The sequence below is a fragment of the Bradyrhizobium sp. OK095 genome, assembly GCF_900109945.1.
Taxonomy (GTDB): Bacteria; Pseudomonadota; Alphaproteobacteria; order Rhizobiales; family Xanthobacteraceae; genus Bradyrhizobium.
This window is the reverse complement of the sequence record NZ_FOBX01000014.1, coordinates 14,140-40,409: the sequence shown is the minus strand read 5'-3', so window position 1 is coordinate 40,409 and position 26,270 is coordinate 14,140. Positions and strand designations below refer to the sequence as shown.

19 protein-coding genes are annotated in these 26,270 nt (G+C 63.6%); 8 read left to right on the top strand and 11 right to left on the bottom strand.

Annotated elements, in window-relative coordinates:
• Nucleotides 1–14: 14 nt before the first annotated feature.
• The 6 genes from fumC to BMW89_RS29940 all read right to left on the bottom strand — a co-directional run bounded on the left by fumC (nt 15) and on the right by BMW89_RS29940 (nt 5,371).
• Nucleotides 15–1,451, bottom strand: coding sequence for a class II fumarate hydratase (gene fumC, locus BMW89_RS29965; RefSeq protein ID WP_092032512.1), 1,437 nt, complete (start codon nt 1,449–1,451; stop codon nt 15–17).
• A 142-nt stretch (nt 1,452–1,593) separates the two neighbouring features.
• Nucleotides 1,594–2,262 (bottom strand): YoaK family protein, encoded by a 669-nt coding sequence (locus tag BMW89_RS29960; RefSeq protein WP_092032509.1) that lies wholly within the window; start codon nt 2,260–2,262, stop codon nt 1,594–1,596.
• 18 nt (nt 2,263–2,280) lie between these two features.
• Nucleotides 2,281–3,117 carry a formate dehydrogenase accessory sulfurtransferase FdhD gene (gene fdhD / locus BMW89_RS29955; RefSeq protein WP_092032506.1) on the bottom strand — a complete coding sequence of 279 codons (837 nt, stop codon included), beginning with the start codon at nt 3,115–3,117 and terminating at the stop codon, nt 2,281–2,283.
• 75 nt (nt 3,118–3,192) lie between these two features.
• On the bottom strand, nt 3,193–3,693 hold the full coding sequence (locus tag BMW89_RS29950; protein WP_177196421.1) for a Dps family protein: 501 nt from the start codon (nt 3,691–3,693) through the stop codon (nt 3,193–3,195).
• A gap of 65 nt (nt 3,694–3,758) precedes the next feature.
• Nucleotides 3,759–4,319 (bottom strand): cytochrome b, encoded by a 561-nt coding sequence (locus tag BMW89_RS29945; protein ID WP_092032499.1) that lies wholly within the window; start codon nt 4,317–4,319, stop codon nt 3,759–3,761.
• Nucleotides 4,316–5,371: a catalase family peroxidase gene (locus BMW89_RS29940; protein WP_092032495.1), complete on the bottom strand. Its 1,056-nt coding sequence runs from the start codon at nt 5,369–5,371 to the stop codon at nt 4,316–4,318. Before BMW89_RS29940 ends, BMW89_RS29945 begins: the two co-directional genes overlap by 4 nt.
• A gap of 352 nt (nt 5,372–5,723) precedes the next feature.
• On the opposite strand from BMW89_RS29940, the gene BMW89_RS29935 reads away from it, so the two are divergent.
• Nucleotides 5,724–6,605: an SDR family oxidoreductase gene (locus tag BMW89_RS29935; protein WP_177196420.1), complete on the top strand. Its 882-nt coding sequence runs from the start codon at nt 5,724–5,726 to the stop codon at nt 6,603–6,605.
• Between the two features lie 191 nt (nt 6,606–6,796).
• Nucleotides 6,797–9,670, top strand: coding sequence for an ATP-binding protein (locus BMW89_RS29930; protein WP_244547724.1), 2,874 nt, complete (start codon nt 6,797–6,799; stop codon nt 9,668–9,670).
• Nucleotides 9,671–9,696: 26 nt separating this feature from the next.
• Here BMW89_RS29930 and BMW89_RS29925 read toward each other — a convergent pair whose 3' ends face one another.
• A complete protein-coding gene (locus BMW89_RS29925) occupies nt 9,697–12,594 on the bottom strand; it encodes an ATP-binding protein (RefSeq protein ID WP_092033077.1) in 2,898 nt (965 codons plus the stop codon).
• A gap of 69 nt (nt 12,595–12,663) precedes the next feature.
• On the bottom strand, nt 12,664–12,945 hold the full coding sequence (locus tag BMW89_RS29920) for a hypothetical protein (protein WP_092032485.1): 282 nt from the start codon (nt 12,943–12,945) through the stop codon (nt 12,664–12,666).
• 250 nt (nt 12,946–13,195) lie between these two features.
• Here BMW89_RS29920 and BMW89_RS29915 point away from each other — a divergent pair, with 250 nt between their 5' ends.
• The 6 genes from BMW89_RS29915 to BMW89_RS29890 all read left to right on the top strand — a co-directional run bounded on the left by BMW89_RS29915 (nt 13,196) and on the right by BMW89_RS29890 (nt 20,703).
• Entirely contained in the window at nt 13,196–13,438 is a 243-nt protein-coding gene (locus BMW89_RS29915) for a hypothetical protein (RefSeq protein WP_092032482.1), read from the top strand.
• A gap of 313 nt (nt 13,439–13,751) precedes the next feature.
• A complete protein-coding gene (locus BMW89_RS29910) occupies nt 13,752–15,041 on the top strand; it encodes an ABC transporter substrate-binding protein (protein WP_177196419.1) in 1,290 nt (429 codons plus the stop codon).
• 150 nt (nt 15,042–15,191) lie between these two features.
• Nucleotides 15,192–15,419, top strand: a complete 228-nt coding sequence (locus BMW89_RS38160; protein WP_177196418.1) for a hypothetical protein — start codon at nt 15,192–15,194, stop codon at nt 15,417–15,419.
• 494 nt (nt 15,420–15,913) lie between these two features.
• Nucleotides 15,914–18,724 carry an ATP-binding protein gene (locus BMW89_RS29900; RefSeq protein WP_244547723.1) on the top strand — a complete coding sequence of 937 codons (2,811 nt, stop codon included), beginning with the start codon at nt 15,914–15,916 and terminating at the stop codon, nt 18,722–18,724.
• A gap of 123 nt (nt 18,725–18,847) precedes the next feature.
• Nucleotides 18,848–20,011 carry an ABC transporter substrate-binding protein gene (locus tag BMW89_RS29895; protein WP_244547722.1) on the top strand — a complete coding sequence of 388 codons (1,164 nt, stop codon included), beginning with the start codon at nt 18,848–18,850 and terminating at the stop codon, nt 20,009–20,011.
• 107 nt (nt 20,012–20,118) lie between these two features.
• Nucleotides 20,119–20,703: a hypothetical protein gene (locus BMW89_RS29890; protein ID WP_092032465.1), complete on the top strand. Its 585-nt coding sequence runs from the start codon at nt 20,119–20,121 to the stop codon at nt 20,701–20,703.
• Nucleotides 20,704–20,769: 66 nt separating this feature from the next.
• Here BMW89_RS29890 and BMW89_RS29885 read toward each other — a convergent pair whose 3' ends face one another.
• The 3 genes from BMW89_RS29885 to rpoH all read right to left on the bottom strand — a co-directional run bounded on the left by BMW89_RS29885 (nt 20,770) and on the right by rpoH (nt 26,223).
• Complete coding sequence (locus BMW89_RS29885) at nt 20,770–22,041, bottom strand: efflux RND transporter periplasmic adaptor subunit (protein WP_092032462.1); 1,272 nt, start codon at nt 22,039–22,041, stop codon at nt 20,770–20,772.
• Complete coding sequence (locus BMW89_RS29880) at nt 22,038–25,220, bottom strand: efflux RND transporter permease subunit (RefSeq protein WP_092032459.1); 3,183 nt, start codon at nt 25,218–25,220, stop codon at nt 22,038–22,040. Before BMW89_RS29880 ends, BMW89_RS29885 begins: the two co-directional genes overlap by 4 nt.
• Before the next feature lie 79 nt (nt 25,221–25,299).
• The gene (gene rpoH / locus BMW89_RS29875; protein WP_092032455.1) at nt 25,300–26,223 is read right to left on the bottom strand and encodes an RNA polymerase sigma factor RpoH; all 924 of its coding nucleotides are present in this window, start codon (nt 26,221–26,223) and stop codon (nt 25,300–25,302) included.
• Nucleotides 26,224–26,270 lie beyond the last annotated feature (47 nt).

The following is a 26,270-nucleotide window of genomic DNA, read 5'->3' as shown; positions in this document are numbered from 1 at the left end:
TGTCGTTGCTCCCTTCAACCGGCTTTCACGCCGATGGCGAGCGGTACCTTGACCTCGGCAACGTAGGGCTTGACCATCTTGGCGGGATCGACGATGCGATCGAACTCCGGCTCGGTCACGAAGCCGAGCTTGAGCGCGGCCGACTTCAGCGTGAGATCGTTGTCCATGGCGTAATGCGCGATCCGCGATGCCTTGTCGTAGCCTATCACCGGCGCCAGCGCGGTCACGAGCATCAGCGACCTCTCGACATACTCCTGGATTTTCTTGCGGTTCGGCTCGGTTCCCTCGACGAGGAAGGTGCGAAAATTCGTGCAGCCGTCGGTGAGGATGGTGATGGACTGCGCGATGTTGTGGATGATCAGCGGTTTGTAGACATTCATCTCCAGGTAGCCGCCGGCGCCACCGAACCCGACAGCGACGTCGTTCGCCATCACTTGCACGGCGATCATCGTCAACGCCTCCGCCTGTGTCGGATTGACCTTGCCCGGCATGATCGACGAGCCCGGCTCGTTCTCCGGAATCTGCAGCTCGGCGAAGCCCGCGCGCGGACCGCAGGACAACAGGCGGATGTCGTTGGCGATCTTGTAGAGCGAACCGGCGAGCGTGCGCAGCGTGCCGGAGAGTTGCACCAGCGCGTCGTGTGCGCCTTGCACGGCGAACTTGTTCGGCGCACTGACGAAAGGCAGGCCGGTCAACCGCGCGATCTCGACTGCGACGGCATCTGCAAAGCCCGGCGCTGCGTTGATCCCGGTGCCCACGGCCGTGCCGCCCAGCGCAAGGCGGTAGACGCCCTTGAGCGCGTCGTCGATGCGAGCCAGATTGTCGGCGAGCATGACGGCGTAGCCGGACCATTCCTGACCGAGCGTCAGCGGGGTCGCATCCTGCATGTGGGTCCGGCCGATCTTGACGATGTCGTCCCACTGGCTCGACTTTGCCGCGATCGCGTCATGCAGAGCCTCGACTGCGGGAACGAGGCGCTGCGTCACGTTCAGCGCGGCCGCGATGTACATCGCCGAGGGGAAGTTGTCGTTCGACGATTGCGACATGTTGACGTGGTCGTTCGGGTGAACCGGCAGCTTGCTGCCTAGCGCGGTACCCGCGAGCTGGCAGCACCGGTTCGAAATCACTTCGTTCACGTTCATGTTGAACTGCGTTCCGCTGCCCGTCATCCAGACGTGAAGGGGAAACATGTCATGATGCTGGCCGGCGAGGATCTCGTCGCAGACGTGGACGATCAGCTTGTTAATCTTGCCGTCGAGACGGCCGCCGGCGTAATTGGCGTTCGCGGCCGCCTTCTTCAGGATCGCGTAGGATTGGACCATTTCGCGCGGCATCAGGTCCCGGCCGATGCTGAAATGCTCGAGCGAACGCTGCGTCTGCGCACCCCAGAGCTTGTCCGCAGGAACGTTCACTTCACCCAGGCTGTCTGTCTCTTTGCGGAAGTCGTTCATCCTTGCCTCTCGTGGCAGTTGGCGTCGGAAACACCTTAGCGGCACTGGTCGAAAGTGTATGGACTGCACGACGCGCACGCTTCCGCGAACGAACGTCCTTTTGCCGAATGGCATGGTGGGCGCCTCGACCTGCAACGTGGCTTCAGTGCGGATGGCCTGGATGCCGGCACAGCCAGAGAACGCACATCGACGATGCAATCGGCAGAGCGAGGCTCCATGTTCCCAGCCACCTCGTCACGCAACCACCGATGGCGGCCCCGAGCAGGAACATCAGGCAGAGCGTGAGCATAGTTCCGGCACCACGCGCCGCATCACGATCGGACACAGCAACGAGCTGATCGATGGCGCGGAGCATGTTTCCGGTGACGGTGACCGAGAGATACTTCCAGCGACCGACCTGCCTGAAGCTCGCCGACTGCAACGCGACGCCAAAGGAGATGACGAGGATCGTAACCTGATCGGGAACCCGATGGAGCAACAGCATCGCCGCGGCCAGGCAGACGATCTCTCCGACGAGGCAGCGCGGCGCCGCCCTGGTGCGGACCGCCACCACCGCCCCAAGGACAAAGGCCGCGAGCGGAAGCAGATGGTGAAGCGCGCGCTGCCATTGCCCGGACTCGGCATAGATCCCGAGGAAGACGACATTGCCGGTCTGCGAGCTCGCGAAGACGCCGAGCGACAACCACGTAAAGGCGTCGAGGAAGCCTCCGGACATGCTGAGCAGAGAGGCAACCAGCAGCGATCGCTCCGGAGCATCAACCTCGACGCGTACCTCGGCCATAGGCTCCGTTGATGCGGCTTGCATCGCCATGTTCGCCGCTCCGCGAGGTCAGCAGCCAGCGCGCGGCGCGGCCGCTTCAGGCAGCAGAACGCGGCGCGGATGCGTGAAGACGCCGTATCCGTCATCGCGGGCGACGGCGAGAAGCGTGATTCCCGCCTCGTTCGCGGTCTGGATCGCGAGCGCGGTCGGCGCAGAAACGGCGACGATAACAGGCGCGCCGATCATCGCTGCCTTCTGCACCATCTCCACCGAAACGCGGCTCGTCAGCAGCACGGCGCCGTCGCGGGCCGAGTTGCCGTCGCGGACGATTGCACCGGCGAGCTTGTCGAGCGCATTGTGCCGGCCGACATCCTCCCTGATCAGATTAATGCCGGTGCGGGGATGCCAGAAGGCCGCCGCGTGAACGGACCGCGTGTGCTGATTCAAGGTCTGCAGGGGAGACAGCGCCTGCATGGCGTTCGGCAGGTCCCACGCGTGAAAGGCGATACCACGACCATCAACTCGCGATGGCGTGCGACGCGCCTGTTCGAGGCTTTCAATGCCGCATAGCCCGCACCCGACCGGACCGATGATGGCGCGGCGGCGCGCGGCCAGGTTCGTCGCGCGGTCGCCATCGATCCACATCCGCACTTCCATGCCGAGCTCGTTCGAGATCAGCTCGATGCTCCCTATCTCGTTTGCGCGGTCGATGATGGCCTCGGTGAGGCTGAAGCCGATGCCGAAATCCTCCAGATCCGCCGGCGTCCCCATCATCACCGCGTGGGTCGACCCGTTGTAGGTGAGCGCGATGGCGCTCTCCTCGGCGACCAATCGCGACGTCGATGTCATGCGACCGCCGCGCCAGGCGATCTCGCGGTGCCGCGTGTATGTCGAGCGCGTCATCATGGTCACACTGTCGCCGGCTGAGTCGAATGCCGAGAGGCGCGGCCTCGCTTCCCGGCCGCATGGCGCATCTTGTGCCTACGCGTTCGGGCCGCTCCGGCCGGTTTCGTAAAGGAACCAGATCCGCCGCTCCGTCTCGTCGATCCAGTTTTCCAGCAGGCTTGCGGTCGCGACATCACCGTATTCGTCGCAGAGCTCGTGGACCCGGCGCATTTCCCGCGTCAGCTGCTGATTGTCGCTGCGCAGCTCGGCCAGCATGTCCTGCGGATCGACATAGTCGGCGTCGTTGTCGAGAATGCGCTGCTCGCGCGCGATCTGACCGATCGAGCGTAGCGTCGTTCCGCCGATCTTGCGCGCCCGCTCGGCAATGTCGTCGGTCATGGCAAATATCTGCTCGGCCTGCTCGTCGAGCAGGAGGTGATAGTCGCGAAAGTGCCTGCCCGATACGTGCCAGTGGAAGTTCTTGGTCTTCAGGTACAGCGCGAAGACATCAGCCAGCAGCGCCCTCAGGGCAGCTGGAACGTCCCGGTTCGCATTGGCCCCGAGATCCGTCGGGCTTTGGAGGTCTGCTTTGGTCATTGTCATCATCCTTCTTGAAGGGGTGGAAAACTTTTAGCCGCGCGTTTCGCCGGCGCGCGAAGCGCTCATTCCGCCGGCGTCGTCCTGTTCTTGAGTGGAAAGAGTGCGATCGTCCCGAACACGCCGTCACGGCGGACCAGGGCGTGGAACAGCGCTGCCGCCAGATGCAGCAGCACGAGGGCGAAGAACGCGAAGCCCAGATAGACATGGGCATTCCACAGCAGCGTGTGGACGCGGTCGCTCTGCGGCAGCAACGCCGGAATTTGAATCCCGCCATACAGGACGACCGGATAGGCCGCAGCCCACAGCATGCCGAGACCCAGGAGCGGCATGATGATCATGAAGCCATAGAGGAGCAGATGCGACAATCTCGCTCCCAGCTTGATCGTCCGTGGAAGATCGGCCGGCAACGGCGGCGCGCCATAATGGCGCCGCAGCGCCAGCCTGATCACGACGAGGACCAGAAGGATGACGCCGAGCGTCTTGTGGATCAGGATGAGCGGCAGATATGTCGGCGCCACGGTGGAGACCATGCCGACGCCGATGAAGAGCATGGCGATGATGCAGGCTGCCATCAGCCAATGCAGGAGCCGCTGGATCGGGGCGAAACCACGGGAATCGCTCATGGCTTGGCCGTCCCGGTTCGCGGATAGTCGCCGGCCTCGGCCGCACGCAAATCGTAGGACTTGCGGTAGACCGACGAGCGCGCCGCCGGGAAAGGATCATCCGACACCCGGATTCCCCGCGGCAGCACGGCCGGATCAAAGTTGATGTCGCGGCAAGGCCCATCCTGCTCCGGTTCGATCCGCTGCACGACGAGCGTTCCGACCTGCACCGTACGGCGGCCCTCGGGCCAGGCCTTGCTCGGGTCCGCGATCGGATCACCGGGATCGGCGACCGTCGTGACCATGGTCCAGCTCTGCGGGCCGGCGACCCGGAGCTGCTCCGTTATCTCCTGCTCGAGAAAATCCGGGCCGCGGCTTTGCAGCTCGGCTTGCGAAACCGGAGTGCCCTTCGCCGTCGGCAGCAGCGACCATCGCACCGCGTGCTCGCCGCCCTTCGCATCCGTGAAGATGAAGCTGTTGAGGCCGTGGTAAGGCTCCTCCGCGTAGCTGGTGGTCCACGGCGCCGTCTTGGCCCAGGTTGCGAAGGCAGTGAATTCCGGATTGGCCTGGATGAAAATCTTCATCGCCTCCGGGTCTTTCTTGCCGGATGCAATCAGCAATTCGTGAAACGCTTGCGGCGTCGACACTGCAAAGAAGGGCGGATTGATCATCGCCATCCGCCACTCCTCGCCGTCCGCCGCTGCGATCTGCAATCCCAAACCACGCACGCGCACGGTTGCATCCACGGCGTTCGGATCGGCGGTGCCAAGATTGAAACGGCCCAGCGCCGGATACGTACCCCGCTCAAACACCCGGGCCCGGGAGAGTTCCACGCCGTTTCCGTTCGCCTCGAAGACGCCGGTGAAGCAGATTCCCTTGGCATGATTTCGCCGGTGCCCGAGCGGCACGCCGGTCGGAGGCGTCAGCGCCGAGATCATCTGCTCCGGCGTCAGGCGTCCGGGCGAGAGCCACCCTGCGGTATAGGCGAACGCGGCAGCGCCGCCTCCGAGGACGGCCGCGATCAACACGAGCGAGCCGAGTCCGGAGCGCGACGGGTTGCCTGACTGGTTCATCGCTTCTCCTTGCAACGTGCGAACCGGCCACACGGCCCGTTCTGTCGAGCGGCTCACGTTCCTTGTAGCCGGTGGCCACGACCCCGATCTTCTGAAACCCACCGTCATTTTCGCGAAGGCACGCCCAGGCGTGCTCTGGTCCGCGAGGGAGGCTCGACCGAACCCGCTTTCGGGCTTTCTGGAAATATTTCGTGCGATCTGAAAATCGCCCCGCCGGGCTCGAAAGACCCGCCTTGCTCCGGGGCCTATTTCAGATGCTCTTCGCGCAAGGACAGCGGTCAATCGCCGAACGGTGAAGGCGTCGCGAAGGCGCTGGCGTCCTTGCAGAAGCTGGAATGCGATTGAGGATCGAATGAGTAAAGTGATCATCGTCACGGGAGCTGCTAACAGCATCGGACGAAGCACCTGCAGGAAATTGGCGCAGGCCGGCCACACCGTCTACGTTTCAATGCGGGACACGGACGACCACGATAAGCACAGCGTCGAGCAAGCTGGCATGCACGGCATGCAACTTCGAACCATCGCGCTCGACGTCTCCTCGGAAGCCTCCGTGAACGCGGCCATCGATGCCATCGTCGCCGAGAACAACCGCCTCGACGTGATCGTGCACAATGCCCGGCAGGTCGTCTACGGACCCGCGGAGGCCTTTACGCCGGACCAGCTCGCCGAGCTCTACGACACCAACGTGCTGAGCGCGCAACGGCTCAATCGGGCCGCATTGCCGCAGTTGCGCAAGCAGGGCCAGGGCCTGCTGATATGGATCTCGTCGAGCAGCGCGCGTGGCGGCTCGGTTCCTTTCCTGGGGGCGTATGCTTCGTCAAAGGCCGCGCTGGATGCGCTGGCACTCGGCTATGCTGGTGAGCTTGCGCGCTGGGGCGTCGAGACGACCATTGTCGTCCCCAGCGCACTCGGGCCCGGCCACTACATCCGCTCCGGCCGGCCGCTGGACACTGTTCGGGCCGAGGAATACGCGGAAGGTCCGACGGCCGACGTCAGCGAAATCGCGCTATCGGCACTTGCGCAGCTTCCGGTGAAGGATCGGACGCCGCAGGACGTCGCGACTGCCGTAGCAGATGTCGTCGATTTGCCGTTCGGACAGCGTCCGCTGCGCGTTCATTTCGGTCCCGACGACGACGGAGCCGCAGCCGTCGACGCCGTCGCCGACAGCGTCCGCGCGGAACTGCTTCGCCGGATCGGACTGGAAGACATCCTCAAGCCCGCCTTCATCGGATAGCGCGCTGTTCGGAGCCCCAGACGAAAGTGATAGGCGGCAATCCTTTACCCCAATACTGCCGGATGTTACTTCTGAAGGCCACTTCCCACGTCCTGGTGTGCTTCCAAGTCTTGGAATCGAAGTCATGGAACGTGACGAGTCGTGCGCGGGGTCAATATCCCCAAATGGCCCCTCACTGGCAAAGCAACGACATGATGGCCACTGCCGGCCGCTCCACCCAAGACGAGTCCACGCAGGAGATCTTCCTCTTCGGGCCGTTTTACCTCGACGCCTCGCAGCGGCGGATTGAAAGAGACGGGAGCCCGCTCCAACTGTCGGGCCGGGCATTCGACATCCTGCTCGCACTGGTCCGGCAGGCCGGCAACGTCGTCAGCAAGACGGATCTGATTGCCACGACGTGGCCGGGTGCCGATGTCGAGGACAACAGCCTGCGTGTCCATATCGCCGCACTCCGCAAGGCACTCGGAGACGGCAGCGGCGGCGCCAGATATCTGAGCACGGTCTCCGGGCAGGGCTACTGCTTCGTCGCGGCGGTCTCGCGCCCGGACCAGAGGCAATCCGCACCAGCCAATCCGAGCTACGTTCACAACCTGCCGGCGCATCCGCGGCACATGGTGGGGCGTGAGCAAGCTATTCAGGACATCTCGGACAAACTGAGAGCCCAACGTTTCGTGACGATCGTCGGCCCGGGCGGCATCGGCAAGACCACGGTTATCGTATCCGCGGGACATGCCCTGCTCGCGGAATTCGCCGGGCATGTCCACTTTGTCGGTCTCGGCGAGACGGACAACGCCACGCTGGTGCCGGCGATCGTCGCATCTTCACTCGGACTGATGGCGCGATCCAAAGATCCGACGGGCAGCATTGCGACATTCCTGCGCGACAAGCGCATGCTGCTCATTCTGGACTGCTGCGAGCATGTCATCGAAGCCGCGGCGGCGCTGGCTGAACGGCTCTATCAGGCAGCACCAGAGCTGCATATCATGGCCACGAGCCGGGAATTGTTGCGCGTCGAAGGCGAGTTCACATACCGGCTCCCGCCCCTGCCGAGCCCGCCCGAGAAAGCCGCGCTGAAGGCCGCGACCGCCATCGCTTACCCCTCGGTGAAACTCTTCGTGGAGCGTGCGACTGCGGGAGGCGGCGAGTTCGTGCTGACGGATGCGAACGCCTCTGATGTCGGCAACCTCTGCCGTCGTCTCGACGGCATCCCGCTGGCCATCGAGCTCACCGCCGGCCATGTCGGCGCATACGGTGCAAGAGCGATGGTGCAGCTCCTCGACCAGCACCTTAATCTGCTATGGGAGGGACGACGCACCGCATTGCCCCGACACCGGACGCTGCGCGCAACCATCGAATGGAGCTACAATCTTCTATCCGAACCGGAACGCGTGGTTCTCGGCCGGCTATCGGTGTTCGTCGGCAGCATGACCCTGGATGCTGCCCGGTCGATTGCCGCGGCCACGGAGGACGACGACACGATCCTGGCGATCATCGATGGCCTCGTCGCCAAGTCGATGCTTGCACTGAACACCGGCTCGCAACCGCCCCGCTACCGCCTCGCCGACTCGACCCGGGCCTACGCGCAGGAGAAACTTGCCACCAGCGGGGACGCCGGCGCGATCTCGCGACGTCACGCTTGCTACTTTCTCGGTCTCCTTGAAAAGATCGGCGGCGAATCGGACCCGGACCTTTCGGCGCCCGCCGAGGAGTTCGGCAACATACGCGCAGCACTGACATGGTGCTTCTCGGATCAGGGAGACCGCAGCGCCGGCGTGGCCCTCGCTGCAGCAGCGATACCGCTGTTCTTCAAGCTGTCGCTGCTGGCAGAATGCGAGTTCTGGGTCACCCGTGCTATCGAAGCACGCGATGAAAACAATGGAAGCATCCGGCAAGGCCTTGTCCTTCACACTGCGCTCGGGGCCGCCCGCACGCTCACGGGACAGCTGGATGAATTGGGCGCAAATCACCTCAACCGGGCGCTCGAACTGACGGAAAGGATCGGCGACATACAAGGGCAGATCCGTTTGATCGACCAGTTGCATCTGCTACAATTGTTCGCCGGCAAGTATGATGACGCATTCGGTATCGCCAAACGCGGCGAAGCCATTGCCCTCGCCGGCAACGATTCCATTGCGGTGGCGCGCATGCGCTTGTTGCTCGGCATCTCCTGCCAGTATCTCGGCAGGTTCGCCGCCTCCCGCCTATACATCGAAGCGGCGCTGCTGCATCCGGGCCTGGAGGGGGAGGTCCATAGCCGCCTCACCCTCGAATATCCCAAACGCGCTCAAATCAGCCTTGCGCGCGTCCTCTGGCTTCAGGGATATCCTGATCAGGCGATGCAAGTGGTGCGCCGGGCCATCTCGGACGTCATCGCAGCGAACCATCCGGTCATGTTCTGCCGGGCGCTGCCATGGGCATTCGGCGTCTTCTTCTGGAATGGCGACATGGAGGCTTGCGAAGAGCATATCGACAGGTTCGTCGTGGAGGCTCGAAGGCACAACCTCGCCATCCTCCAGATGGTCGGCGAGGCGATGAAGGGGATTACGCTGCTGGCCCGGAGCGAGACCGGTCTCGGGCTCGCGATGCTGAGAGGCGCGATCGAGAAGCTACAGAGCCAGAGTTTCGGTGCGGTGGCAGGACTCCGCATGCCCCTCGCTGAAGCCCTGGCGGCGACGGATCACGGCGACGAAGCCCTGGAGACGATCGACCAGGCGATTGCCCAGGCCCGGCACCGTAACTTCATGATGGACATGCCCGACATGTTGCGCGCGAGGGCGGAAGCGCTGATGCACAAGCGCAGTCCGGATCTGTCGCAAGCGGAGCTGAGCCTCGTGCAGGCGCTCGACGTCGCCCGCCATCAGGGGGCGCTGGGTTATGAGCTTCGCGCGGCCATCGCGCTCGCAAGACTATGGCAGCGAGGCGGTCGCTGCCAGGAGGCACACGATATGCTGGCGCCCGTCTATCAGCAATTTACCGAGGGATTCCAGACACGCAGCCTCAAGACGGCAGGGAGCTTGCTTGCCGAGCTTAACCCTCCACACTCGCGCTCGTTTGCTGCCAAATAACCGCCCTCCGGATCACGTGCGGTCGCCTACGATCCCAGCCTCGCCAGCATTGTGCGCGCCTCACGAAGGTCCGCCGTCTCGAAACCTTCGGTGAACTTGCCGTACACGGACGCGAGAACATGGCGTGCATCGGCCAGATGCCCCTCGCTCATCCTCAATCGTGCCACGCTGATCGCCGTCCTCAGTTCCCAGAACAACGCGCCCTGGTTCCGCGCCATTTGGAACGCCCGGTCGAAGGCCTTCTCAGCAGCGGCCGTCGAGCGGCGCTCGCCGGGAAGCAGCAACAATTCGCCCTTGATGCGCCAGAGCTCGGCGACATACCACCCTTCGTCCCGCGCCTCGCATCGTGCTAGCGCCTCGTCGGCGGTCTCAAGCCCTTGTGAGACCTCGCCGGCCTCTCCGAGACATGCAGCAAGTTCGCCGAGCGGAAGCAGGAATCGAGGCAGGAAGCGCGCCTCGCCCGCGAGCTCGAGTGCCTTGCGCAGCAGGGGCAATCCGGTCGCGAGATCGCCGCGGCGCGCGATCAGCAGGCCCCTGAAGGCGCGCGCCCACAGATTCCATAAACGGATCGGGTGGCGTTCGGTGTGCTCGATCAGCATCGTGCAATAGCCCCCGGCCGCGTCGAGATCGCCAGCCAAAAAGGCAATCGGGCAAGCCCCCTGGCCGAGAACGCTGCAGAATGTGAGAGCGTGGCCACTGGTCCGGCCCTCCTCGACGTTGTGCTCGACGACGCTCAAGGACTGGTCCGCGAGGCCGAGCAGCCACAGGATCCGCGCCTGGAAGTAGCGCGCCGAGGCCCGCAGATCGAACCGGAAGCGGATGACCTGCGGCTTCGCCGCCAGATCCGAGAGGCGAGACAAGGTTCGAGCAATATGATGATACGCCTGCCGCTGGTCGCCAAAATAGTGCAGCGCGGTTGCAAGGAGCCGGTCTGCCATCATCCGGTCGATGGAATTGCCGGAATCGGCAACGACCTCCGCGAAACGATGCGCAAATTCGAGCGCCCTGCGGAATTCGCCATTGTTGAACTGATCGATGCAGAGTCCCCAGAGCGCGCGCAACAGATAATCTCTGTCCTCGAGCTGCTCGGCAAGCTGCAGGGTTGCGGCCCAGGCGGGACCGGCCTCGCGGGCCCTGCCAACGCCGTACATCAGCGACCAGCCGCGTGCGGCCGACAGCTGCATGCGAAGCCGTGGCGCGTCCGCGGCCGCCGGATCGAGGCGTGCCAAAGCGAGTTCGGTCCGCTCGCGGCATTCGCTGAGGAGCGACAATTGCACCCATAGCGGGACCGCAGCCGCCGTCAAGGCCGCACCGACTTGCGGGTCTCCGCCGGACGAGAAGGCCCAATCAAGGCTCGTTCGCACGTTATCGATGTGCCGGCCATAGATGGTGAGCCACTCCGCCTGCGCCCTCACTTCGCTATCGGCCTCGGCGCTGGCGAAGAATCCAATGTAGTACGTCGCCTGGCGGCGGGCGGCGCCGGGATATTCTCCGCCGGCATGCAGCTTTTCCGACGCATAGGCATGCGTGGTATCCAGCAGGCGATAGTGAGGGCTCTCACCGCGAATATCCGCGAGAACGAGCGACTTTGCCACCAGCCTCGCGAGCTGGCCGGTGACGTCGCTGATGCCCTCGCCGGCGACTGCGATCACGGCATCGAGCCGGAATTCGCCGGCGAAGATGCCGAGCTGCCGGAGCAGCCAGGCCTCGTCGTCCGGCAATAGGTCGTAGCTCCAGTCCAGCGTTGCACGCAGCGTTTGCTGCCTCGGCAATGCCGTGCGCCGGCCGGTCGTCAGAAATTTGAACCTGTCATCGAGAAGCGCCGCGATCTTCGGTGGGCTGAGCATGACCGCGCGCGCTGCCGCAAACTCGATCGCGAGCGGAATGCCGTCGAGGCGGCGACAGATCGCCGCGATGGCGCCGATATTTTCCTCGTCGGGCGCGAAGCTAGAACCCAGCGCCTTCGCTCTGCTGGTGAACAATTCCACGGCGCTGTACGCCGACGCGCCGGCGGGCTCGTGCCACGCTTCAGGCGGCACGCCCAGAGGAGGCACGCGGTAGACATGCTCTCCCTCGATGCGTAGCGCCTCCCGGCTTGTCGCAACAATGATCGTCCCGGAACAGTGGCTGACAATTAGCTCGGCCACCTGCGCCACGGCATCGATGACATGTTCGCAATTGTCGAGAATGAGCAACAACGGCCGAGGGCCGATCGCGCGCGCGATGGAATCTGGCGAAATCTCCTCACCCTCGAGCTTGGTGCCAAGCACGCCGGCGATCACCGAGCAGACCAGCCTGGGATCGGACAGCGAGGCCAGCTCGACGAGCAATCGATCCGCCGAGAAACCAGGCGGCGGCGTTCTGGCAGCCTCCAGCGCCAGCGCCGTCTTTCCGATCCCGCCGGGCCCGACCAGGCTCACCACGCGATGGGCCGACAACAGCCGCCACAAATGTGCGATCGCGGTGGTCCGGCCGACGAGATCGAACGACGCGCTGGGAATGTTGATCGACGGCAGCAGCCCGGTCGCGGCAGATTGTAGCGGGGTGTCCATATGCCGGACGCGCCACGCTCCCAGCAAACGATAGCCTCGGCCAACACTGGTCGACAGCATGTCGCGGTCAGGACCAAGGGCCTTTCGGATCGCCGCGATATGCACGCGAAGTGCGCTCTCCTCGACAAAGACGCCCCGCCAGACCCGCTCCGTCAAGTCGCTCTTGGTGACGAGCCGGCCCTCTGCCTGAACCAATTCCGCAAGAATCTCAAAGGCACGTCCCCCCAAAGGAATGAGCTCTCCCGTCGAGCGCAATTCGCGTCCGAAGAGATCGATCTCCCATTCCGCACAAATGTAGATGGGACGCTGGCCTGGCTCAGCCATCATTGGGCAGCCCCAAGCGGTTTCATCATTTTCTATCCAGCTTACCACCAACCCTTTCGAAAGACACAGGTCGCCGGACGGCGCGGCCGCCGACCCCCGTGTCGCAATGCGCGCGGTTCAGCAGCCGCGGCAGATCGATCCTTCCAGCATCTTCTCGAGCCGGGCGTCGTCCTTGTCGATGGTCGGGTCGGAGCCGAGCAACGGCCCCTTCGTCGCGTGACCACCCCCCTCCGACGACGAGAGCGCGGTGCCCAGCGAATTCGTTCCCGGAGCGGCGGCACTCGTTCCGAGCGCACCGCCGCTCGCCATCGACATATGCGATCCCATGCCGCCACGGGCAGACGCAGCCCCCGAGAGTGCAACGCAGGCGACGACACAAACAACAGCAAATGATCTCATTGCTTACACTCCATGTTCAAATTATCTGCCTCCCAGAAACGGACACTGGACGCGTTTGACCACCCACAATCGCGCGAGAATTCTGACAATCGTGACAGACTCTTCCCGCAAGAGTGATGCAGATTCGCCGGGACTTTCCGCTCCGACGACCTACCTGCCTCTCATCAAACAATCTTTGGAAACGCCACCAGCCGAGCAGCGATCATCGCCAAGCGACTTCTCCGCACAGAGCAAGCAATGGAGAATCGCTATGAGTGTATTCAAGATTCTGATCGCCGCGGCGCTGATCTCAACGGCAACGATATCGTCCGCATCCGCAGCCTGGTCCTTCGCCGACCAGGAGCCGGCAGCCTTCGCATCGATGTATCCCGATCGCGACGTGCTGAACGGCGGCGCGCTGACGCCCGCCGGCCGAATGGGCCTCGAGCGGCCCGGCGGCGCCGCGCCCGTATTCCCCACGGGCCATTTTCACAACCATAACTGGCATCGCTGACGAGACACCACAATCGAGCATCATGCGTCCTGCCAAGATGACAGTGTCCGCAATCCGGGAGTGCGACCGCGCCATGCGGCGCACCCTGCGGGCTTCGAAGCAAGGTCGATCACATCGATCTCGATAGCCGGGCTGGCAACTGCGAAACTTAACAGTTCTTCAGCATCCGTAACCGAGCCCACGGCGCCGTCCGCACTATAGTCGCGACGCCGACTGCCGCATGCGCTGGACTGGCGCGCCCGGGCGCACGGCCGAGTGACGCATCGTCACGGTCTGGCATGTGCGAAAACCGGCAACGCCATGGAGGCATCGCTTGATCACGGGCAGAGGTGGCTATTCGATTTCGGGCGACGCGTGGCGCTTGGGAAAGCTCGTCATCTCCTGCGCCGTGCTTGCGGCCGGCGACGCTTCTGCGGAGCCGCGGTACGATCCCGGCGCAACCGACACCGAGATCCGGATCGGCAACATCATGCCCTACAGCGGTCCCGCGTCGGCTTTCGGCATCATCGGCAAGACGATGAGTGCGTATTTCCGCATGATCAACGACAAGGGCGGGATCAACGGCCGGAAAATTAATTTCATCTCATATGACGACGCCTACAGTCCATCCAGAGCGGTCGAGCAAGCGCGACGGCTCGTCGAGGACGACGAGGTGCTCGCGATCTTCGCGCCATTCGGCACGGTCAGCAACGCCGCCATCCAGAAGTACATGAACAACCGGCATGTGCCGCAATTGTTCGCCATCACCGGAGCGTCGCACTCGGCCGATCCCGAGCACTTTCCGTGGACCATCGGCTGGCAACCGAGCTACCGAACCGAGGCACGCATCTATGCGGACTACATCCTGAAGCACCGTCCAGATGCCAGGATCGGCATCCTCCACCAGAACGACGATTTCGGGCGCGACTATCTGCTGGGGTTGAAGGACGTGTTCAAGGACAAGTACGCGCAAATGGTGGTCGCCAGCCTGCCATATGAGGTCAGCGAACCGACGATCGAGTCAAAAATCGTCGCGATCAAGACTGCCGCACCCGACATATTCATCGACGTCGCCACGCCCAAATTCGCAGCTCAGGCGATCAGGAAGCTCGCGGAGCTGGACTGGCATCCCGTCCACATCGTGACGAACATCTCGGTCTCGGTCGGCGCGGTGCTGAAGCCCGCCGGGCTGGACAACGCCAAGGGAATTCTCAGCGCCGGCTATCAGATGGACGTGACCGATCCGCAATGGGACAGCCACCCGGGCATGCTGCACTTTCACACGTTCATGGCGAAATACTATCCGGAAGCGGATCGATCGGAGAGCGGACCGCTGATGGCCTTCAACATGTCGAGTGCGCTCGTGGAGGTGATCAAGCGCTGCGGCGATGATCTGACGCATGAGGGAATCATGCGCGTGGCCACCGATCTCGATCTCGACATCGAAGGCTACATTCCCGGCATCAGAATAAAGACGTCGCCAACGGACTTTTATCCGATCAAGCAGCTCCAGATGATGCGCTTCACCGGCGAGAGATGGGAATGGTTTGGCCCGCTGCTCGATGGACGCGCGGACCAGGCGACGCCCTCACCCGACGAGGACGCGAAACTCTCTGTCAGATGAACCGTCGCGGTTGAAGTCAACGTCACGCGACGGCTTCGTGCAAAGCCGAAAATGTTCGTTCGATCGACACTGCGGATCCGGCATACGCATGCGCATGTCCAGTGAGCGGGCCGAGGCATTCCCGGCATCGCTTTCTCAAGGAGACGTTCGATGACTACACTGAAGCTCTTGTCGGCCGGACTCGCCGTTGCAGCCATGATTGCCTCCCCCGCGATGGCTCGCGAAGGCAGCGCGAAGCGCACCAATGTCGACGCTTATGCGTCGGCTCAGCGCATTCCGGTCACCTCCAAGCGCGGCTGCGCCCGTGCTCCCGACGTCGGTGCATACGCAACCGCTCCCTGGCGTCGGCCGCCCTGCGAGCCCACCTCTGGCTATTGAGCTCGCGAACCGGAGCAAGTCCGGTTGACGCCAAGCGGAAGTTGATCGTCTCAGCGTTCCGAATTTTGGGTCTCACGACGAAAGCAAGGACGGCGGCTCTCGATGGGGCCGCCGTTCTTGCGACCGGCGCACGCGATGCGCGCTTCTTCCGACCATGTCTCCTATTGTGGCATACTCCCGACCGCTGTCACGAATTCGTGTATCGAACACGAGCGCGTCGGGTGCCAGCATCATCAAGGACGGGTCGCGGACCACTGGGAAGCCGTTCTTGACACGCCGACGGCGTCCCCTGTAGGAGACCCGGGCGCATTCAAGCTTTTCAAATTCTTACCAAGGGTCGGTGATTTCAAGGGCAGGCTCGTGATTTCCCTCGGATCACGGCAGCGAGATTGATGCACGGACCCTCTATGTCATCGCCGGTTGATCGCACCTACTCTTTTGGACATTGGCTTGTCGATTGCCAACGCAGAGAGCTGAGGCATGACAACGTCACAGTGCCGATCGGCAGCCGCGCGTTCGAAATTCTTGAGAAGCTGGTCGGCTCCGCTGGTCTCCTCGTCACCAAGGACGATTTGATCGGGAGCGTCTGGTCGGGCCTGACCGTCGAAGACAATACGCTCCAGGTTCATATTTCGGCGGTGCGCAAGGCGCTTGGCGAGGATCGCAATCTCCTCAAGACGGTGTCGGGCCGTGGATATACGCTCGCCGGAGCCTGGCGAAGCGGGCATCTGGATCACCCTTTGACTGCACCGGTAACGATTCCGGCCGATGCACCCTTTTCCAGCAACTTGCCGAGCGTCCGCGTGCCTCTCATCGGTCGCGAGGATTGTCTCAGTCAATTGGCCGATGTGCTGTCCGCATATCGGGCCGTGACTCTCGTCGGTCCCGGCGGCATCGGAAAGACCAAGCTTGCGATCGAGCTCGCGCGCAGCGTCGCGCCCTCGTTCAACGATTCCGTGGCGCTGGTCGAGCTCGCGACCCTGCAGGATGCCGCACTCGCGACATCTGCGACCGCCCGTGCCCTCAAGCTTGCCTCGAATGACAAGGAAGTCTCTCCCGCAAGCATTGCCCAGGCCATTGGGACGCGTCGTCTGCTTCTTGTCCTGGACAATTGCGAGCATGTGATCGAAGCCGCCGCGCAGATCGCCAGCGCCGTGCTTCGCTATTGTCCGAACGTCACCGTTCTCTCGACCAGCCGCGAAGGCCTCCGTATCGACGGCGAATATGTTGCGGCCATTCCGCCGCTGTCGGTTCCTGATCCGGATATGCACGATCCTGATTTGCTGCTCCGGGAAAGTGCCGTGCAGCTCTTCGTCGCGCGAACGCGAGCGTTGCGTGCGAGCTTCGTTGCGGGCGCGGAGGAGCTTCAGAAGGTCGCGGCCATCTGCCGCCGCCTCGACGGCATTCCGCTCGCATTGGAATTTGCCGCGGCCCGGGCTGCCAATCTCGGGGTGGACACCGTATTGCTTCGGCTGGACAAGCGCTTCGAGCTCCTGAGCGGTGGCCGCCGCGACCAGTTGCCGCGCCACCAGACGCTGCGAGCGACACTGGACTGGAGCTATGACCTGTTGCCGCCAGCAGAGCAGAGCCTGCTTTGCCGGCTCGCGATGTTTCCGGCGGGCTTCACGCTCGATGCGGCTATTGCGATGATGGAGGACACTTTATCGCGGTCGGACGTCATCGAAACCCTGTTCAATCTGGTTGGAAAATCGCTTGTGTCGCTGGACCCCTCCTTCGAGGGACGATGGCGCCTCCTGGAGAGCACCCGTGCTTATGCGCTGGAAAAGCTGGCGGACGCGGGCTTCGTCGAACAGGCTGCCAGACGCCGTGCCGGCTTTCTCAGGCAGATCATCGCGCCACTCGGCGATGCCTCCCCTGCTCCCGACGACATCTCCCGTTTCGCCCAGGAGATCGGCAACGTGCATGCGGCGCTCGATTGGGCGTTCTCGCCCGGTGGCGACACCGCGCTTGGCATCGAGCTGACGGCCGGCTTCGTTCCAGTATGGATGCAGTTGCTGTCCTTCGTGGAATGCTCGACGCGGATCGAGTCCGCGCTCGCGCATTTCAGTCCCGAGTTCACCTGCGTTCCGAAGCTCAAGGCGCAGCTCTATGTCGCCCTGGGCTTCGCACTTCTCAACACGACGGGGTCGGCGGATCGCATGAAGGCGGCGCTGAGCATCGGTCTCGTGCTCGCCGAGCAATTGTCCGATCTCGAGCTTCAGCTCAAGGCGGTCTGGACGTTGTGGAGCTATAACCTCAACTCGGGCCAATATGCCGCGGCCAGGGAGGTCGGCGAACGCTACCTCGAGATCGCGCTGCGCACCGGAAGCGCCGCCAACGAGGCGATCGGCCGTCGCCTGATCGGTGCGGCCACCCATTTCTTCGGTGCGCAGGAGGATGCGCGGCGCGAACTGACCTTGTCCCTGGATCATTCGGCTCACAGATTGGACGGCGGCGGGAACCAGATGTGGTTTCTGCTGAACCAGAGCGTTCTGGCCAAGGCGATGTTGGCCCGCGTCCTGCTGTTGCAAGGAAAGATCTCGCAGAGCAGATCGTTGGCTGCCGAGTGCCTCCAGGAGGCCCAGCGCGAGAAGGACAAGCTTGCGATCGCCTACGCACTCCGTAACGCCGTCTGCCCGATCGCGCTGATGACGCATGATCTCGCCGCCGCCGATCAGGCGATATCCTCCCTTCTCGAACTCGTCACGCGCGAGGGGATCGCATTCTGGGCCAGCTGGACGTCCTGCCTGAAGGGGCAATTGCTGGTTCTGCAAGGCAAGCATGACGACGGAATAGCGCTGTTGCGCGGCGGCCTGAAAGCGCGGACCGAGAACGGATGGCTGATGCGCAATCCCGAGTTTCTCGGGTCGCTCGCCGAAGGCCTGCTTGCAAGCGGCGAAGCTGCGCAGGCGCTGAGCGCGGTGGAGGAGGCCTTGTCCATGTCGCGGCAGGGCCGGCAATTGTGGTGCCTTGCTGACCTGTTGAGGATCAAGGCTGAGATCCTCCTGGCCAATGACCCATCCGATCTTTCGCGATCCGAATTGCTGTTTGCCGAGGGACTGTCCGTGGCCAGAGACCAGCAATGCTGCTTTTACGAGCTGAAGGTCGCGGCAGCGTGGGCAAATATCATGGCGGGATCGAACCGCCAGCAGACCGCACTTGATCTCGTCGGTCCGGTCAGCGCTTTGTTCGATCAGGAAATCGATCTTCCCGCACTAGCCTTTGCCCGCGCTCTGGCTGAAATACCGGACATCTCGCTTTCGGCAGGCGGCGGCGACCGGCCTGCCTCTTGCACCTGCCACTAGATTGCATGCCTTTCGGCCGGGACAGGACGTCCTGCGCTGCTTAAGCACCCCCTTACTCATTCTTCCGGACCTTGCCTGATGAACCTCTCTCGACGACAGATTATGGGCGCCATCGGCGCTTCCATGTTTTCGCCCGGGCTCATCCGTGCGCAGGGCACGAGACCGATCAGGATCGGCGAGATCAACTCCTATAGCAGCGCACCTGCGTTCACCTTGCCCTATCGTCGTGGCTGGCAGTTGGCGGTCGAGCAGGTCAATGCGAAAGGCGGCCTGCTCGGGCGCGAGCTGCAAATCATCAGCCGGGACGACGAAGGCAAGCCGAGCGTCGCGATCCGCGCGGCGGAGGAACTCGTGCGCAGGAACGAGGTCGATCTGCTGGCGGGCGCCTATCTGTCGCATGTGGGCCTCGCGATCAGCGACTTCGCCCGGCAGAACCGGACCCTGTTCGTGGCGAGCGAGCCGCTCACCGACGCGCTCGTTTGGGAGAAGGGACATCGATATTGCTACCGGCTCCGCCCCTCGACCTACATGTTGGCAGCGATGCTGGTGGAGGAGGCGGCCCAACTGAAGGCGACGCGATGGGCGACGATCGCCCCGAACTACGAATACGGGCAGTCGGCCGTCAGGTGGTTCATGCAGCTTCTCAGCCAGCGTCGTCCCGATGTCGAGTTCGTTGGCAGTCAGTGGCCGCCCTTGGGATCCATCGATGCCGGTGTAATCGTGAACGCGCTTGCCCAGCAAAATCCCGAAGCGATCCTCAACGTTACCTTCGGGCCCGATCTCACCAAATTCGTTCGGCAAGGCAATGATCGCGGCCTGTTCGAAGGGCGGCACGTCGTGTCGTTTACGACAGGCGAACCCGAATACCTCCATCCGCTTGGAGAGGACGCGCCGAAAGGATGGATCGTGACCGGCTATCCCGTGACCGAGATCCTGGACCAAGCCAACAGCTCCTTCGCGTCGGCCTATTTTACGCGATATGGCGAGGCGCCAACCATGGGTTCGGTCGTCGGTCACGCCATGATCAGCTCCATCGTCGCTCCGATCGAGCGGCTCGGGACCATCGATACCGAAACGATGGCAGACGGCTTTGGCAATGTCGGCTTCGACACGCCGTTTGGACCGGCGACCTGGCGCTCGATCGACCATCAGAGCACGATGGGGACATTCGTCGGCCGCACCGCGGTCAGGGGCAACAAGGCTGTCATGGTCGACTGGAAATACAGGGACGGTGGAAGCATGCTTCCGCCGGATACAGAGGTCCGCAAGCTGCGCCCGGCAACATGACAGCCGAATGCCGTGTGATGCGATGACACGCAAGGTCTGCAAGTTCGCCTCAGCATCCCGGCGGCAGCACCGGCGACACGCCCGGCGTTGGCGCGGCACCTGAGGCGTTGGCCGGCAACACCGTTGCAGGCTGCGCCAGATTCATCGAGACCCCTTCCGCGCAGGCCGAGCTGTTCGGGCTGGGCACGACGGCATTCGGGTCTATGCCCGTGCCGCCGGCGCCACTGGTGTCCGCCAGGATCGTGCCGGGCGCGGGGCTTGCAGCTACTTGCGAAATCGAAAGCGGCAGGGACGCAGCGCTCGTCAGCTGCCCTCCCGGCGTTGAGCTGCATGCGATCGACGCTGCCGTTCCCGCCGGGGCGATCGCCGAGATTGTCCCGATCGAGCTGCTGTTCTGTCCCATGGCCGGCAGGATCGGAGCCGCTATACCCGATGTTGAAAGGCCCGTCGACGAGACGGTCGGCGTCGCCGGCACCGGCGCTGGCGATGACAATGGTGGAGCGCAGACCACCACCGTCCCCGGCGTCGTCGGATCCGAGGCGAGCGGGACGGGCGCCAGCGTCGTATCCGGCGCGCCCGGCACGGTCGTTGCGGAAAACGGCCCAGGACTGTTGAGCGGCGAGATCACGATCGCGCCCGGCACCGTCGGCAGATCCATTGCCGTGCTGCCGGTCGTTGCGACCTGTGCCTGAACAGGAGAGCCGCCGAGCAGCAGAGCCGTCACCGTTGCGAACGCGATCCGTATCATCTTCGTGTTCCTAACTCACTTCGGTCTTGCGAATGGTGACCTTGCTGCCCTCTGCCAGATTGACCGCCGGATTGAGCACGACCTGATCGCCGGGCTGCACCCCGTCGCGCACTTCCACACTGGTGCCGAAATCCCTGGAGATCGAGACCTGCTGAAAATGAGCCGTGCCGTTCCGTACGACCACGACATGAAGCCCGTTCTGATCGAACACAAGCGCGTCGGACGGGACCGTCATCGACGGCGTCTTGCGCGGGATCGATAGTTCAACCGTGCAATAGATGCCTGGACTGAGCAGGCCATCGGGATTGGGCACGTCGATCTCGGTCAGCAGCGTCCGACTCCCCGGCTGTAGCGCGGTCGCGATCCGCGTGACCTTGCCGGCGAACGTCCGCCCCGGAATCTCGGGGACGCGGATATCGGCATCAACGCCCGGGCCAACGCCGAACGCCTCGTCCTGCGGCACGAAGACTTGGGTTCGGATCACGTTGGAATGCATCAGCGTGAACATGAAGGTGGAGCCTGCTGACACCAGGCTGCCATTGTCCACGTTGCGCTGTGTGACCACGCCGTCGAACGGCGCCACCACGCGCTGGTAGGACTTCTCCTGCTGGAGGACACGAATCTGCGCCTCCTGCGCTGTGATGTTCGACTGCGCGACGCCCACCGCGCCCTGCTGCGCGCGCAGGGTGAGACGATCATTATCGCCCTGCTGCGCCGTCAACCAGCCTTGCTTGACGAGATTGCTGTCGCGCGAATTGGTGACGTCGGCCAGCTCCCGGCTCGCTTGCGCCTGCTGAAGCGCGGCCTGGTCCTGGGCGAGCGTCGCCTGCGCCTGCGCGATCTGCTGATCCAGCTCGGGCGCGGTGATTTCCACGAGGAGATCGCCCTTCTTGACCCGATCGCCGATATCGACGTAACGCTTCTCGATGTAGCCGCTGGTCCGCGCGAAGATGTTGGCCGCTTCAAACGCAGTCGTCGTCGCCGGCAAGCTCACCTTCATGATGTCGCCGCTGGGCTTGACTGTCGCCACCCGAACGTCCGGAACGTTGCTCCGAGCCTGCTCTGCCACCGCGGCAACGTCACGCGCGGCCTCATAGTGCCGCCAGCCGCCAATGCCGAGACCGCCCGCAAGCAGCAGCAGCACGCCTCCCCCAAGTAGCGCGCCACCGTAACGCCGTCCGGATCGTGCACCCTTGCCCGGCAGCTCCACGATCCGCAAACTTTCCGCCCCGGGGCGGTCACTCGCCTCGTCGTCATTGGGCCGTATGCGAACGTCACTCATTCCGGTTGCTCCTCGAATACGCCGTGGCGCGGCTTGCCGTCATTGCCCTTGCGCAGCATGGCGAAGAGATAAGGCACGATCAGCAAGGTAGTCGGCGTCGCGAACAGCAGCCCGCCGATGACCGCCCGCGCGAGCGCCGCATTCTGCTCCTCGCCCGGCCCGCCGATCGCCATCGGGATCATGCCCACGATCATCGCGGCCGCGGTCATCAGCACCGGCCGGATCCTGGTCCGGCCCGCGCTTAGCGCCGCCTGGAACGCGGAGTGTCCCTTCAACTGCTCGTCACGCGCGAAGGTCACCAGCAGGATGGAATTTGCGGAGGCGACGCCGACCGCCATGATGGCTCCCATCAGCGAGGGCACGTTCAGCGTCGTCCCCGTGATGAACAGCATCGTCACGATGCCGCAGAACGTTGCCGGCAGCGCCATGATGACGACGAAGGGATCGCCAAAATTCTGGTAGTTCACGACCATCAGCAGGTAGACGAGGATGGCCGCGAACAGCAGCCCGATGCCGAGATCGCGGAACGACTGATGCATGCTCTGGATCTGTCCCAGAACCTGGATTGAATTGCCCGGCTCGAGCTGCTTTTGCAGGGTCGACGTCACCTTTTCGATGTCGGCCGCAACGCTGCCGAGATCGCGCCCCTGGACGCTCGCGTAAACGTCGTACAGCGGCTGGACGTTGGCCTGGTTCGCATTGGTGGGAACGGTGCCCCGCTTGAAGGTCGCGACATTGCTGAGCAGGCCCGGCACCGTCTGCCCGCTTGCGGCAAGCGAGGTCGACACCGGCGTGTTGCCCAGGGCATTCAGCGAGTTGGCTCTGTATTCGGGTGTCTGTACCGCCAGGTAGTAGGGGATACCCGACGTCGGATCCGTCCAGAAATTCGGCGAGACCTGCGCGGACGAACTGAGGCTGACATTGATATTGGTCGCCACCGTGCTCGCATTGAGGCCGAGTTGTGCGGCGCGGGTGCGGTCGATATCGGCGTAGAACGCGGGAGCATCGACTTCCTGCTGCAGATGCGCATCGACCACGCCCGGGATCGCCGCGAGGCTCTTCTGCAGCTCCTTGGCGACGGCCAAATTTTTGCTGCCGTAGCCGACCGTGCGGACATCGATCTGCGCCGGAAGACCGAAGTTCAGGATCTGCGTGACGATATCGGCTGCCTGAAAATAGAACGTATCTTCCGGGAACGCCGCCGGCAGCACCTGTCGCAGCTTCCTGATGTAATCCGCGGTCGGCTTGTGCCCGTCCTTCAGCGACACGAGGATGGTGCCGTCGTTCACCCCGATGGTCGAGCCGTCCGAGAATGCGAGATTGTAGGCCCGCGCCGGCAGGCCGATATTGTCGACGATCAGCGCCCGATCGCGCGCCGGGATGACCTCGCGGATCTTGTCCTCGACCGCCTGGAAAATCGCTTCCGTCCGCTCGATGCGCGTGCCCGCGGGCGCGCGAACATGAAGCTGGATCTGGCCGCCGTCGATCAGAGGATAGAAGTCCCGGCCGACATAGACGAACATGGTGGCTCCGAGCGCCAGCACCAGCACGGCGACGGCGGGGACGACGGCGCGACGTTGCAACAGCTTCAACAGGAGACCGGAATACCCATCGCGCAGGCGCTCGAACCCGCGCTCGAACGCGGCGGAGGCGCGCCCGAATATGCCCGTCGGGCGCTCGCCTTCGCCATGACGGTGCTCGCTCTTCAAGAGCAGACCGATGGTGATCGGCGTGAGCGTCCGCGACAGCCCGTAGGACGCCAGCATCGCGAACACCACGGCGAGGCCGAGCGGCGTGAACAAATATTTGGCCGGGCCCTCCAGGAACACGACCGAGGTGAACACGCAGCTGATCGCGAGCGTCGAGACCAGCGTCGGGATGGCAATTTCAGCGGCGCCATGCAGGGTGGCCTCCGGCAACGGCATGCCTTCCTCGGTCCAGAGCCGGTGCGTGTTCTCGATCGTCACCGTCGAATCGTCGACGAGGATACCGACCGCGAGGGCAAGCCCGCCGAGCGTCATCGTGTTGAGCGTCTCGCCGAGGAAGTACAGGACGATCAGCGAGGACAGCATCGCCAGCGGGATCGAGATCAGGACGACCAGCGTCGATCGCCACGATCCCAAAAACACCAGGATCATCAGCGCCGTGAGGCCGGCCGCGATCGCGCCCTCGCGCAGCACGCCATCGACGGAATGGGTGACGAATATTGACTGGTCGAACAGCTCGTTGATCTTCAGCCCCGCCGGCGCCGCCGCGCGGATCGACGTCAAGGCCGCCTTCACGCCGTTGACGACGGCGAGGGTGGAGGCATTCCCGTTCTTGATGACGCTGAGCAGCACGGCGCGGTGGCCGTCCTCGCGCACGATGTTCTGCTGCACCTGGGCGCCATCGCGGACCTGGGCGACATCCTTCAGGAAGATGGTGGCCCCGTTCGCGAACTTGACCGGGATCATGTTGAGATCCTGGATCGTGGCCGGCGTCGCATTGGTGCGAACGGTATACTGCGTATCGCCGATCTTGGTCGTGCCCGTCGGCAGCGTCAGGTTCTGGGTGTTCACCGCGTTGACGATGTCGAGCGGCGTCAACCCGCGCGACAGCAGCTTGTTCGGATCGATGTCGACCATGATCTGGCGGTATTTGCCGCCGGCAGGCGTAGGCAAGGTCACGCCCGGAACGGGAGCCAGTTGCTGGCGGACGCGGTAGATACCGAAATCGTAGAGTTGCTGCTCGTTCAGGCTGTTCGACTCGAGGCTGAGCTGGAGCACCGGCACGCTCGAGGCGTTAAACTGCACGATGATCGGCGGCTGGATACCCGGCGGCATCAGGGCGCGGATGGCGTTGGTCGCCGAGACGATTTGCGAGATCGCGAGATCGAGATTGACGTCCGGCTGGAAGTAGATTTTCTGGATCGACAGGCCGTTGAGGGTCTGCGCCTCGATGTTCTTGATGCCGCTGACATTGGCACTGATCGAATATTGGCTATAGGTGCTGACGCGCTGCTCCATCTCCGGCGTCGACAGGCCAGTGTAGCTCCAGATCACCGTGACGACGGGGATCCGGATCTCCGGAAAGATGTCGGTCGGCATCGAGCGGATCGCGATGCCGCCGAGGAACAGGATCAGCGCGGCCAGCACATAGAATGTGTGCGGAAGCCGTAGCGCGAAGCGAACAATTCCCATGAGGGTCTGCCTGGAGCAAGTTGCGCGGGATCGCCGGAGAGATGAGGACGGCCGGACTGCCGTTCAAATGAAAACGAATTCAGGCACTCCATGCGGTGCCGCGTACCGCATCCTGTGCTGCGCACATGACGGCCCGCTTGACCTTGGCAAAGGCACGCATCTCGATCTGCCTGACGCGCTCGCTTGAAATCGACAATTCGCGGGCCAACTGATCGAGCGTCACCGGGCATTCCATCAGCCGTCGCGCCTCGAAGACACGACGTTCCCGCGCCGCAAGCCCGTCCAGCGCCACACGCAAGGCCTTGGTGCGCCGCTCCATCTGGTCGTGATCGACGAGCACCGTCTCCGCGTCGACGGCGCCATTGACCAGCAGGGCCTCCAGCTCGGTTCCGCCTTCCTCGTCGCCGACGCGCGCGTTCAGCGACATGTCGCCATTCAGCCGCACGTCCATCTCGATCACATCCCGCGCCGAAACCTCGAGCTTTCCGGCAATCGCCTCGGCGACGTCAGGCGTGAGCGATGCCATCGCCCCACCGGTGGCTCTCCTGATCTCGCTGCGGAGCTTGAAAAAGAGCTTCTTCTGCGCGGCTGTCGTCCCGATCCTGACCAGAGACCAGGACCGCAGGATGTAATCGCGAATGGAGGCCTTGATCCACCAGACCGCGTAGGTCGAGAAGCGCGCACCGCGGCCGGGCTCGAAGCGTGACGCCGCGATCACGAGGCCCAGATTCGCTTCGGCGATCAGATCGACCAGCGGCAGACCATATCCCTTGTAGCCACGCGCCAGCTTGGCGGCGAGGCGGAGATGGCTGGTGACAAGCGTGTCCGCCGCGCTCCGGTCGCGCGTCTGCTGCCAGCGACGTGCGAGCTGCTGCTCCTGATCCGGCTCAAGCAGGTCGAAGCGCCTGATGGTTGCTGAATACGCACTGAGGAACGGCGTCGATACCGATGCGATCGGCACGGCAACAGGATCGCGTCTTGCGACTTCTTGGCTAGTCAGCATTTGTCACTCCTATCGTCCCGGCCGGCTGATTGATCTCGAAAGCATCG

What these genes read in the sequence shown, in the direction of transcription:
- BMW89_RS29880 (WP_092032459.1), bottom strand. Translation starts at nt 25,220, where the DNA reads ATGGGAATTGTTCGCTTCGCGCTACGGCTTCCGCACACATTCTATGTG.
- fdhD (WP_092032506.1), bottom strand. Translation starts at nt 3,117, where the DNA reads ATGATGACGCGCTCGACATACACGCGGCACCGCGAGATCGCCTGGCGC.
- BMW89_RS29950 (WP_177196421.1), bottom strand. Translation starts at nt 3,693, where the DNA reads ATGACCAAAGCAGACCTCCAAAGCCCGACGGATCTCGGGGCCAATGCG.
- fumC (WP_092032512.1), bottom strand. Translation starts at nt 1,451, where the DNA reads ATGAACGACTTCCGCAAAGAGACAGACAGCCTGGGTGAAGTGAACGTT.
- BMW89_RS38160 (WP_177196418.1), top strand. Translation starts at nt 15,192, where the DNA reads ATGACTACACTGAAGCTCTTGTCGGCCGGACTCGCCGTTGCAGCCATG.
- BMW89_RS29895 (WP_244547722.1), top strand. Translation starts at nt 18,848, where the DNA reads ATGTTTTCGCCCGGGCTCATCCGTGCGCAGGGCACGAGACCGATCAGG.
- BMW89_RS29920 (WP_092032485.1), bottom strand. Translation starts at nt 12,945, where the DNA reads ATGAGATCATTTGCTGTTGTTTGTGTCGTCGCCTGCGTTGCACTCTCG.
- BMW89_RS29960 (WP_092032509.1), bottom strand. Translation starts at nt 2,262, where the DNA reads ATGGCGATGCAAGCCGCATCAACGGAGCCTATGGCCGAGGTACGCGTC.
- rpoH (WP_092032455.1), bottom strand. Translation starts at nt 26,223, where the DNA reads ATGCTGACTAGCCAAGAAGTCGCAAGACGCGATCCTGTTGCCGTGCCG.
- BMW89_RS29940 (WP_092032495.1), bottom strand. Translation starts at nt 5,371, where the DNA reads ATGAACCAGTCAGGCAACCCGTCGCGCTCCGGACTCGGCTCGCTCGTG.
- BMW89_RS29915 (WP_092032482.1), top strand. Translation starts at nt 13,196, where the DNA reads ATGAGTGTATTCAAGATTCTGATCGCCGCGGCGCTGATCTCAACGGCA.
- BMW89_RS29930 (WP_244547724.1), top strand. Translation starts at nt 6,797, where the DNA reads ATGATGGCCACTGCCGGCCGCTCCACCCAAGACGAGTCCACGCAGGAG.
- BMW89_RS29945 (WP_092032499.1), bottom strand. Translation starts at nt 4,319, where the DNA reads ATGAGCGATTCCCGTGGTTTCGCCCCGATCCAGCGGCTCCTGCATTGG.
- BMW89_RS29885 (WP_092032462.1), bottom strand. Translation starts at nt 22,041, where the DNA reads ATGAGTGACGTTCGCATACGGCCCAATGACGACGAGGCGAGTGACCGC.
- BMW89_RS29935 (WP_177196420.1), top strand. Translation starts at nt 5,724, where the DNA reads ATGAGTAAAGTGATCATCGTCACGGGAGCTGCTAACAGCATCGGACGA.